Annotated in this window: 9 protein-coding genes and 1 pseudogene; 3 read left to right on the top strand and 7 right to left on the bottom strand. The window is 62.2% G+C overall.

What is annotated here, in order from left to right:
* The 5 genes from XANALMUS060_RS04715 to XANALMUS060_RS04695 all read right to left on the bottom strand — a co-directional run.
* On the bottom strand, positions 1 to 1289 hold a 1289-nt coding region (locus XANALMUS060_RS04715), incomplete at its 3' end, for a HAMP domain-containing protein (protein WP_045737340.1).
* Positions 1290 to 1714: 425 nt separating this feature from the next.
* A complete protein-coding gene (locus XANALMUS060_RS04710; protein WP_045737339.1) occupies positions 1715 to 3703 on the bottom strand; it encodes a M1 family metallopeptidase in 1989 nt (662 codons plus the stop codon).
* Positions 3704 to 3815: 112 nt separating this feature from the next.
* The gene (locus XANALMUS060_RS04705; protein ID WP_045737338.1) at positions 3816 to 4763 is read right to left on the bottom strand and encodes an aspartate carbamoyltransferase catalytic subunit; all 948 of its coding nucleotides are present in this window, start codon (positions 4761 to 4763) and stop codon (positions 3816 to 3818) included.
* Between the two features lie 19 nt (positions 4764 to 4782).
* Positions 4783 to 5280 (bottom strand): Holliday junction resolvase RuvX, encoded by a 498-nt coding sequence (ruvX, locus tag XANALMUS060_RS04700; protein WP_045728007.1) that lies wholly within the window; start codon positions 5278 to 5280, stop codon positions 4783 to 4785.
* Positions 5273 to 5839 carry a YqgE/AlgH family protein gene (locus XANALMUS060_RS04695; RefSeq protein ID WP_045737337.1) on the bottom strand — a complete coding sequence of 189 codons (567 nt, stop codon included), beginning with the start codon at positions 5837 to 5839 and terminating at the stop codon, positions 5273 to 5275. Before XANALMUS060_RS04695 ends, ruvX begins: the two co-directional genes overlap by 8 nt.
* Before the next feature lie 105 nt (positions 5840 to 5944).
* On the opposite strand from XANALMUS060_RS04695, the pseudogene XANALMUS060_RS04690 reads away from it, so the two are divergent.
* Together XANALMUS060_RS04690 and XANALMUS060_RS04685 are read left to right on the top strand one after the other, a co-directional pair.
* Positions 5945 to 6169, top strand: a pseudogene (locus tag XANALMUS060_RS04690) (DUF4153 domain-containing protein); the annotation flags it as partial.
* A gap of 111 nt (positions 6170 to 6280) precedes the next feature.
* Positions 6281 to 6820 carry a DNA-3-methyladenine glycosylase I gene (locus XANALMUS060_RS04685; protein ID WP_045737335.1) on the top strand — a complete coding sequence of 180 codons (540 nt, stop codon included), beginning with the start codon at positions 6281 to 6283 and terminating at the stop codon, positions 6818 to 6820.
* Positions 6821 to 6856: 36 nt separating this feature from the next.
* Here XANALMUS060_RS04685 and XANALMUS060_RS04680 read toward each other — a convergent pair whose 3' ends face one another.
* Together XANALMUS060_RS04680 and XANALMUS060_RS04675 are read right to left on the bottom strand one after the other, a co-directional pair.
* Positions 6857 to 7987, bottom strand: coding sequence for a PilT/PilU family type 4a pilus ATPase (locus tag XANALMUS060_RS04680; RefSeq protein ID WP_045737334.1), 1131 nt, complete (start codon positions 7985 to 7987; stop codon positions 6857 to 6859).
* Between the two features lie 124 nt (positions 7988 to 8111).
* The gene (locus tag XANALMUS060_RS04675) at positions 8112 to 9149 is read right to left on the bottom strand and encodes a type IV pilus twitching motility protein PilT (protein WP_045728012.1); all 1038 of its coding nucleotides are present in this window, start codon (positions 9147 to 9149) and stop codon (positions 8112 to 8114) included.
* Between the two features lie 111 nt (positions 9150 to 9260).
* On the opposite strand from XANALMUS060_RS04675, the gene XANALMUS060_RS04670 reads away from it, so the two are divergent.
* Positions 9261 to 9923 (top strand): YggS family pyridoxal phosphate-dependent enzyme, encoded by a 663-nt coding sequence (locus XANALMUS060_RS04670; protein ID WP_255352348.1) that lies wholly within the window; start codon positions 9261 to 9263, stop codon positions 9921 to 9923.
* The last annotated feature ends 204 nt before the right edge of the window (positions 9924 to 10127 follow it).

Genomic DNA, 10127 nt, shown 5'->3' with positions numbered 1-10127 from the left:
GCGAACACACCGTGGAACTCGCCATGCATGCGCGCGGTCAGATCGCCCGCCGCAATCGCCTGCAGCAGCGCCGACAAGGACTGTAGATTGCCATCGGCCGTGGACATCAGTTGATTGAGGCTCTCCACCATCAACCGGAAGTCGTACTGGAAGCGCTCGGCATCACCGCGCGCGGCGAAGTCGCCATGCGCCGCCGAGTGCGCCAATTGCTTGATCTGCCCATTCATCGCTGACAGGTTCGCCTTCACCTCGTCCATGGTCTTGCTCAATACCGCTTCCTCGCCGGGCAGGCGATCCATGTCCTGACTCAGATCGCCAATCGCATAGCGCCCCATGATCTGCGCCAGCTTGGTCTTGACCGCCAGGTGCGAGGACACCAGTGCATTGGTTTCCGCCGCCATCCGCCCATAATCGCCGGGGAACGTCTGCGCATCGATACGATGACTGACCTCACCGGCATCGTGGCGTTTGGCCATCTCCAACTGTGCGCCGATCAGTCTGCGCAACTGCCGCTGCATTCCATCCATCGCGATCAACAGCCGGCCGGTCTCGTCCTTGGCGTCGGTGCGCACGTCGTTATCCAGATTACCGCTGGCAATGGATTCGGCTGCACGGGTGGCGCGCCCCAGCGGCACGGTCAGACTACGGGTGATCAACCACGCCAGCAGGCTGCTGACTACCAATACGGCAACACCTCCCATGATCAGTAGCATGCGGCCATTATTCATCGCCTTATTGGCGACGTCGTAGGCATTGGTGTTGTTGTCGCGCTGCCGCTTGGCATACGCGTTGATAGCGTCCTGCCACTTCTGGGTGGCAGGCGCTGCATTCGCCATCAACTCCTTGAGCGCCTCGTCAGGCTTGTCGTTCATGCCAAGATCGAACACTTTCTGGTTGGCGGCCTCGGCGCGCTCGTAGGTTTGGTCGATCTGCCGACGCATCTGCGCACCAGTTTCACCAAGCACAGGAATCTTATAAAGCTTGTCGTGCGCTTCAATATAAGAGGCGCGCTGTTGCTCGATGATCTTGGCGAAACCGATGTTTTCTTCCTTCGATGTCGGCAGCACGACGTTACGCAGTTGCACGGCGATGGCCGAGCTTGAGCCGCGCATCGTGCTGGTGTAATCGAGAATGGTCATGTTGCGCTTGACGATCATATCCATCCGGTCACGCGCCTGAGCCAATGCGATCAAACCGGCGACGACAAGACCGCAGGAGAGCAAAATGAGCACACCGAAGGCCGAAGATAGGCGCGTGCCGACGTTGTAGCGCTGAAGGAAATGGATCATCAGATCACCAAATAATGAGAAAGTTGGAGGAGCACGCGCCACGATCAAGGATCACGCGACACATCTGCCAGCCTCCCAGTCAGACAAGATGAGGAGGAAAGACAAAAACACACTTCGTACCCACCACAGCGGCGATATCCCGTTTGAGTGCTCGCTTGACTGTAACGGCCAGTACCCCAGGTTCTTGACGAACCAATGAGCATCCGTTTTGATTCCTGCCTCATGAGGAAAGAGGAAACGCAACGCAGATCACTCATGCAATCTGATGGGGCACGCAGAATTTCGGCAATAAGGTAAGTCTGCGCGCACAACGACATTCACGGGACAGAGCGTGCCATTTGTTGCGATAACAAATTTACTGCTGCAGCACGTTCGCGCGGCGGCGCTGTAGCAACCGCAATGCAGTGCAACCGGTGCGCTCCGACTCAGCTCACCCTGTCCAGACGGTTGTCGCCACGGTCGGCGTCAGGCAACACGTGGTCGGGATCGAGCGTCACGTGAAGCACTTTCTGCGTGCTTGGCACGCGAATCTGCGGCTCGGTCTGCTGCATCCAGGTTTCGACCGGCACACGCTGGTCCAGATGGTGGCCATCGGCGAAATCGATACGCAACGTCGCCGGCATCACCAGCTTCTGCCGGCTGCGCAGGGTTACCAGTAAGCCCTTGGCCGGATCGTGGTCGACATACGCGGCGGCTTGCACGCCCATGTCCAGTTGCCAGTTGTTGAAGTACCAACCGCGCCACCACCAGGACAGATCCTCGCCGGACTCGCTTTCCATCAGTCGGAAGAAATCCGATGGTGTCGGATGCTTGTAGGCCCAGGTGGCGATGTACTTGCGGAAAGCCGGGTCGAAGCGCGCCGGCCCGAGGATTTGTTCGCGCAATAGCACCAGACCCAGAGCTGCCTTGAAATAGATCACCGGATGTCGATAGGTCTCGCGTGTGGCATCGGCATGGGCGAGTAACGTCGGTGCCTGCGCATCGGCCAGCAGTGGCAGGATTTCATCCACCGGGTTGCCGCCATTCGGCGCGTATTCGCCGTCGCGCTTAGGCGCGTATTCGCCGTGATTGAATGCGTCGGAAGCATAGACATCGATGAAGGTGTTGAACCCTTCGTCCATGAACGCATGACGACGCTCGTTGGAACCGACGATCATCGGGAACCAGCCATGTCCCAGTTCATGAGCAGTGATCCAGAACAGCTGCTTGCCGCTATCATCCATGTCCTCGAAGACGATGCCGGGATATTCCATGTCGGCGCCATGTCCACCGAGATTCACCGCCACCGGCCACGGATACGGATACCACTGCGAAAAATGTTCGATCGACGCTTTCACAAATTCAGTGGAACGGCCCCACTTATCGGCACCGACCGACTGACGCGGGTACACCGACATCGCCAGCGCGTGCCGGCCCTGCGGCAGATTGATGCGCGCGGCATCCCAGACGAACGCCGGCGAGGCGGCAAATGCCACATCGCGGGTATGGTCCATATGGAAGCGCCAAGTCTGGGTACCGCTGGCGCTGGGGCGACTGGCCGGGTCGCCGATTTCGTCAGCGCCACGGATGGTCACGGTACGGTCGCTGGCAGCGGCTTGGGCCAGCCGTTGGCGCTGCGTGGCAGTCAACACCTGCGTGGGATTCACCAGTTCGCCAGAGCCGGCAACCAGGTAGTTCCACGGCACTGTCACCGCGTAGTCGAAATCGCCGTATTCCAGATAAAACTCAGCGTTTAGGTAGGGCTGCGTGTCCCAGCCGCGCAGATCGTCGTACACCGCCATGCGCGGATACCACTGTGCGATTTCGTAGATGTCGCCATCGCGGGTCGGGGTGACCGCCGTGCGACCGCCCCAGGTACCAGGCACGGTATAGGCATAGTCGATGTGCAGTTTGAGTGCCTTGCCGCTGCGCAGCGGCTGCGGCAAATCCACCCGCATCCGGGTGTCGTCGACCAGGAACTTCGCCGGCACACGCTTGCCGTCCTGCTCCAGTTCCACTCTCGCAATGCGGTCGCCGTCGGTGGCTGGTCGGTCGGCGCGCGCGGCATGAAGACTGCGCGCACGTGCGTCGGCGCGATACAAGTTCTGGTCAAGTTGCAGCCACAGCACCTCCAGCGTATCCGGGCTGCGATTGCTGTAGGTGATGGTTTCCTGGCCTCGGAGCGTATGCGTGTCCGGTTCCAACGTCACCTGCAAGGTGTAGTCGGCACGATTCTGCCAATACAGCGGCCCAGGAACGCCACTACCGCTGCGGTAGGCAGTGGCTGGTTGCGGCAATTGCAGCGGGGCGAACAGAGCGAGCGGATCGTATGCACTGGTCGACGCCGACACCGGAGCAGCGGCACGCGCTTGGGCGAAGGCGAGGCAGAAAAGGCAAACCGCAGCGCAACTGGCGCGACGCAGATCGTGGTGCATGGTGACATCCGTGGGCAGAACCGTCGTCAATGCTAAGCCGAATCGGCCCGACACGGATATGCCGGAAGGGGCGAGCGCCGCAGTCGGCCACGCCCCTCATGGCCCACACCGCTCAACCCAACAGTGTCTCCAGCACCGCCATGCGCACCGCCACACCGTTGGCGACCTGGCGCAGCACGCACGATTGCGCGCCATCGGCGACTTCGTCGGTGATCTCCACGCCGCGATTGATCGGACCCGGATGCAGCACAACGGCGTCCTTGGACGCGCGACGCAAGCGTTCGGCGGTGAGGCCATACTGGGCGTGGTACTGTTCCAGCGATGCCACCAGGCCCTCCTCCATACGTTCGCGCTGTAGCCGCAGCATCATCACTGCGTCCACGCCTTCGAGCATGGCGTCGAGGTCATCGCCGACCACGCAGCCGTGCAGGGTATCGTCGTCCGGCAACAGCGTCTGCGGGCCGCACACGCGCACCTCGCCAGCACCCAAGGTGCGCAGGGCATGCAGGTCCGAGCGCGCCACCCGCGAGTGTTTGACGTCGCCGACGATGATCAACTTGAGCTTGGAGAAATCGCCGCCCTTGGCATGTCGCAGGGTCAGCATGTCGAGCAGGCCCTGGGTCGGATGCGCACTGCGGCCATCGCCGGCATTGATCAGCGCAGTCCCCTCGCCCGCCGCTTCGGCAAGCTGCGCGACTGCGCCGTCCTCCGGATGGCGCACGATGAAGCCGCGCACACCCATCGCCTCCAGATTTTTCAACGTGTCACGCGCGGTTTCGCCCTTGCGCGTGGACGAGGTGGAGGCATCGAAGTTCAACACGTCCGCGCCCAGCCGCTGTGCGGCCAGTTGGAACGAACTACGGGTGCGCGTGGAAGGCTCGAAGAACAGCGTGCACACCGCGCTCCCGGCCAGCACGCTGCGCTTGCCGACACGTCCCACCGCCGCGTCGCGGATCTGGCCGGCACGGTCCAGCAGTTGCAATAGGACCGCACGCGGCAGTCCTTCCAAGGTGAGCAAATGACGCAGGCGTCCATGAGAATCGAGTTGCGGATATGTCATAACGAATCCGGGCAAACAGTCAGAGAGGAGAAATCGCGTCGTCGGGCGCGGCCAACCAACGCTCGACGATCACGGCAGCCGCCAGCGCGTCCAGCGCATCGGCGTCACGACGGCGCTTACGGCCAGCGGCACGATCCACGGCAAAACGCTGAGCCGCCTCGACCGAACTGGAACGTTCGTCGACCAGCACCACCGGCAGGCGATAGCGCGCACCGAGTTCGCGGGCAAAGGCATGGGCGCGCTTGCGGTTGGGTTGATCGGCACCATCGAGGGTGAGCGGGTCGCCGACCACCAACCCATGCGGGCGCCACTGGGCATGCAGGCGATCCAACGCAGGCCAATCCGGCCCTTGCGCATGCACATCGATCACCGCCAGTGCACGTGCGCCGCTGCCGAAACGGCTGCCGACCGCCACGCCGATACGACGATGGCCAACATCGAAACCAAGCACGGTCGCGTCGTGACGGATCGTGGCGGAGCCGTCGTTGCCAGGAGTGAGGGTGACCGTTTCAGGCATGCCCGCTATAGTCGGTGAGGCGAAACAGATCCACGCCGATACGTCCGGCCGCGGTCAGCCAACGCCGCTCCAGCGGGAGTACGAACAGCAACTCCGCATCGGCCGGCGCGGTCAGCCAACTGTTCTCGCCCAGTTCGTATTCGAGCTGCCCGGCCCCCCAGCCCGCGCAACCCAGCGCGACCACCGCATTGCGCGGCCCCTCGCCACGTGCCATCGCTTCGAGCACGTCGCGTGAGGTAGTGAGGTACAAGCCCTCGGCGAATGCCAGGCTCGAATTCCAGGGGTGATCGCCGTCGTGAATCACGAAGCCGCGTTCCGGATGCACCGGCCCGCCATTGAGCACCACCTGCTCGCGCAACGTCGCATCGATGGTCGCGATGCCCATCTGCGCCAGCACTTCGCCCAGTGTGTATTCGGAAGCACGGTTGACCACCACGCCCATCGCACCGTTTTCGTCGTGCTGACAGATCAGCGCTACGCTACGCGCGAAGTTGGGGTCGGACAGCGCCGGCAGCGCGATCAGCAGTTGGTTGGCCAGGGGCGTGGGCAAGGCAGACATGCACCCATTCTATCGCCCCTGCTGCACGCGCGCTGCGCTCGATTGCAATGATCGGCATAATCACCCGACATCGCGCGATGCGCGCTCCCAAGGATACCGCAGCATATGGACATGCCCACCGACCCACCACGCCAGAGCCGCGCCCTTATCGTCCTTGTGGCCCTGCTGCAAGGTGCCGCGCTGTATCTGGCGCAACGCGGCGCCGAGACCGGCGTATGGCCGTTCGGCGCACTGGGCGTAAGAGTGTGCTGGGATGCCTTGGTGCTGACCGTACCGACGATGTTCTCGCTGTCGGTTGCGCGTATCGACGCCCCGCGCTTATGGCAGCACACCTTCGCTTGACGATGCGTGTGACCTGGCATGATCTGCGTTAACGGGCGCGCAGCATGCCGCGCTACAGCTCGCGCACGACGACAAAGACGATTGACGGACACCTCCCGCATGAGCAGCTATTGCGACATCGCCCCCGGGCATCCCTTGCATGGCCCTTATCACGACGCCGAATACGGCGTGCCGCAACGCGCCGACAGGGTGCTGTTCGAGCGCCTGGTGCTGGAGATCAATCAGGCCGGGCTGAGTTGGGAGCTGATGTTGAAGAAGCGCCAAGGCTTCCGCGCCGCTTACGCCCGGTTCGACGTGGACACGGTCGCGGCCTATGGCGAGGCCGATGTACGACGTCTGCTCGCCGATCCCGACATCATCCGCAACCGTCTCAAAGTGCAAGCAGCGATCCACAACGCGCAGGTGATCCTGAGCCTGCGCGCTGCTCACGGCAGCTTCGCCAATTGGCTGGATGTGCACCATCCACTTAGCAAGCCCGAGTGGGTCGCACTGTTCAAGCGCACGTTCCGCTTCACCGGCGGCGAGATCACCGGCGAATTCCTGATGAGTCTGGGCTATCTACCCGGTGCGCATCGAGCCGACTGCCCGGCATACGCGCGCATCGCGCGATTGAATCCGCCATGGATGCGCGAGAGCTGACCCAACCCTGTCAGCGGATGCTGCAAGCGAACCAACTCAACGCACTTCGGCGATCTCGACTCCGTCCAAGCCCTGCGCCAGGGTTCTGGCGTCGCCACCCTGGGCCAACTTGATGCGTAGGCGCACTTCGTTCTGCGAATCGGCATGACGCAGCGCGTCCTCGTAGCTGATCTCGCCAGCCTGATACAACTCGAACAAACTCTGATCGAAGGTGCGCATGCCCAGGTTGATGGACTCCTTCATCACGTCCTTGAGCTTGTGGATCTCGCCATCGCGGATGTAATCCTGGATCAACGGAGTCCCGAGCATGATTTCCATCGCCACCCGACGACTCTTGCCATCCGGGGTCGGGATCAATTGCTGGGCGACCACGCCACGCAGGTTCAGCGATAGATCCATCAGCAATTGACTGCGACGGTCCTCGGGGAAGAAGTTGATCACGCGGTCCATTGCCTGGTTGGCGTTATTGGCGTGCAGCGTACACAGCACCAGGTGGCCGGTTTCGGCGAAGGAGATGGCGTGGTCCATGCCCTCGCGGGTGCGCACCTCGCCGATCATGATCACATCCGGCGCCTGACGCAGGGTATTTTTCAATGCGTTTTCCCAGCTATCGGTGTCGATCCCGACCTCGCGCTGGGTAATGATGCAACCCTCGTGCTTGTGCACGAACTCGATCGGATCTTCGATAGTGATGATGTGTCCGGTGGAGTTCTGGTTGCGATAACCGATCATCGCCGCCAGCGAGGTCGATTTACCGGCGCCGGTCGCACCAACGAAGATGATGATGCCGCGCTTGGTCATCGCCAGGGTCTTAATCACCGGCGGCAAGCTCAGTTCGTCGACACTGGGAATGCGCGTTTCGATCCGGCGCAACACCATGCCGACCTGGTTACGCTGGTAGAAGCAACTGACGCGGAAACGGCCAACACCGGACACGCCGATGGCGAAATTGCACTCGTGGGTCTTCTCGAATTCCTCGCGCTGCCCCGGCGTCATCACGTTCAACACCATGTCGCGGCTTTGCTGCGGGGTCAGCGGCGTCTGCGTGATCGGGCTGATCTTTCCATGCACCTTGATCGCCGGCGGCATGCCCGAGGTGATGAACAGATCCGACGCCTTCTGGTGCGCCATCAGTTTCAAGAACGAGGTGAAGTCGGTGGCGCTCATGCTGTGGCTCCGGGACTCGGGCTCAGGATGCGAACAGCACACGCGGCTGATCCCGATCCTATCCGGCCCATCTAATGGAATATCAAATTACGCTGAAAGAGATGAGCATGCCTGTGGCCCGGTCTCATTCGAAAATCCGCTTGTCCTTGGCATACTCGCGGGCCTGGTGCCGGGTGATCAGACTGCGCTTGACCAGGTCTTGCAGATGCTGGTCCAGGGTCTGCATGCCGCTCTGCTGACCGGTCTGGATCGCCGAATACATCTGCGCCACCTTGTCCTCGCGAATCAGGTTACGAATCGCCGGGGTGCCGACCATGATCTCCCAGGCGGCGGCGCGGCCGCCGCCGACCTTCTTCAGCAGCGCCTGGGAAATCACCGCTCGCAGCGATTCGGACAGCATCGAACGCACCATCGGCTTTTCGCCAGCGGGAAACACGTCGATGATGCGGTCGATGGTCTTGGCGGCCGAACTGGTGTGCAAGGTGCCAAACACCAAGTGGCCGGTTTCCGCCGCGGTCAGCGCCAGACGGATGGTCTCCAGATCGCGCAACTCGCCGACCAGGATGATATCGGGGTCTTCGCGCAAGGCCGAACGCAGCGCTTCGTTGAATCCGAGGGTATCGCGGTGCACCTCGCGCTGATTGATCAGGCACTTCTGCGAGGTATGCACGAATTCGATCGGGTCCTCGACCGTGAGAATGTGGCCGTATTCGTTCTTGTTGATGTAGTCGATCATGCCCGCCAGCGTGGTCGACTTGCCGGAACCGGTCGGCCCGGTCACCAGGATCAGCCCCTGCGGCTGGTCGATCAATTGGCGGAAAATCGGCGGGCAGCCCAGGTCTTCCAGGGTCAACACTTCCGAAGGAATGGTCCGGAACACCGCGCCAGCGCCACGGTTCTGGTTGAACGCGTTAACGCGAAACCGCGCCAGGCTGGGAATCTCGAACGAGAAGTCGACCTCGAGGAATTCCTCGTAGTCGCGACGTTGCCGGTCCGACATGATGTCGTAGACCAACGCATGGACTTGCTTATGGTCCAGGGCTGGGATGTTGATGCGGCGCACGTCGCCGTCGACCCGGATCATCGGCGGCAAGCCTGCGGACAGGTGCAGGTCCGACGCCTTGTTCTTGACCGAAAATGCCAATAGTTCAGCAATATCCATGCGCTGCTTTCCCCCTTGGGCTGCGACTGGAAGGATGATTCCCCGATCGGCAGTATAGCGCCCTTCCCCCTACCGGAATCGCCCCCCGTGAGCCACGTCACGCTGCAACAGATCCGCCTGGAGATGGACCGCGCCGCCGACACCGCTGGGCGGCCGCCCGCGCACCTGCTCGCGGTGTCCAAGACCCAGACGGCGGCGGCGGTCGCGGCGCTGGCCGCGCAGGGACAACGCGCATTCGGCGAGAACTACGTGCAGGAGGCGGCGGACAAGATCGCCGCTTTAGCACAGGCCGGCCTGGAATGGCATCTGATCGGGCACCTGCAGTCAAACAAGGCCGAACTGGCGGCAACCCTGTTCGACTGGGTGCAGAGCGTGGACCGGCCCAAACTGATCGCCCCACTGGCCAAGGGGCGGCCCGGCACGCGGGCACCGCTGAATGTGTTGATCCAGGTCAACATCGACGACGAAGCCAGCAAGCACGGCTGTCACCCCGATCAGATGGAGTCCCTGGCCGCCGCCATCGCCACGCAGCCGGCATTGGCCTTGCGCGGGCTGATGGCCATTCCCGCGCCCTGGCCCGAGGCGGAACGCCGCCAAGCCGCCTTCATGCGCATGCGCACATTATTCGAACGCCTGCGCGACGCCTACCCGCAGGTGGATACGCTATCGATGGGCATGAGCGGCGATTTCGCCCAGGCGATCGCAGCGGGCGCGACCTTGGTGCGTATCGGCACCGCGCTGTTCGGTGCACGCACGCTACAGGTGGCGCAATAAACGTGTGCCGACACGCACAGGCATGCCGCCCCCACTGCAGCGGCAACGCCCCCCAGCGCAGTTCCCGCGCCCTCATATTATTACAAGTTATTGAAAAATATTGAATTTTTGACGGAATCCACAATTACTCCGAAGACAGCGACAGCGCACGGTCTCCGCCGCCGCAATCCGTTAAACAGTTCACATTCTTGGTCCGTGAGGTCA

The organism is Xanthomonas sp. MUS 060 (genome assembly GCF_000963215.1).
GTDB lineage: Bacteria > Pseudomonadota > Gammaproteobacteria > Xanthomonadales > Xanthomonadaceae > Xanthomonas_A.
Note: the sequence above shows the minus strand (reverse complement) of the source record. Positions and strands in the feature narration are given on the sequence as shown.

Bases quoted from the DNA above. Each gene is read 5' to 3' on its own strand.
- XANALMUS060_RS04710 (WP_045737339.1), bottom strand. From the start codon at position 3,703: ATGCACCACGATCTGCGTCGCGCCAGTTGCGCTGCGGTTTGCCTTTTC.
- XANALMUS060_RS04705 (WP_045737338.1), bottom strand. From the start codon at position 4,763: ATGACATATCCGCAACTCGATTCTCATGGACGCCTGCGTCATTTGCTC.
- ruvX (WP_045728007.1), bottom strand. From the start codon at position 5,280: ATGCCTGAAACGGTCACCCTCACTCCTGGCAACGACGGCTCCGCCACG.
- XANALMUS060_RS04695 (WP_045737337.1), bottom strand. From the start codon at position 5,839: ATGTCTGCCTTGCCCACGCCCCTGGCCAACCAACTGCTGATCGCGCTG.
- XANALMUS060_RS04685 (WP_045737335.1), top strand. From the start codon at position 6,281: ATGAGCAGCTATTGCGACATCGCCCCCGGGCATCCCTTGCATGGCCCT.
- XANALMUS060_RS04680 (WP_045737334.1), bottom strand. From the start codon at position 7,987: ATGAGCGCCACCGACTTCACCTCGTTCTTGAAACTGATGGCGCACCAG.
- XANALMUS060_RS04675 (WP_045728012.1), bottom strand. From the start codon at position 9,149: ATGGATATTGCTGAACTATTGGCATTTTCGGTCAAGAACAAGGCGTCG.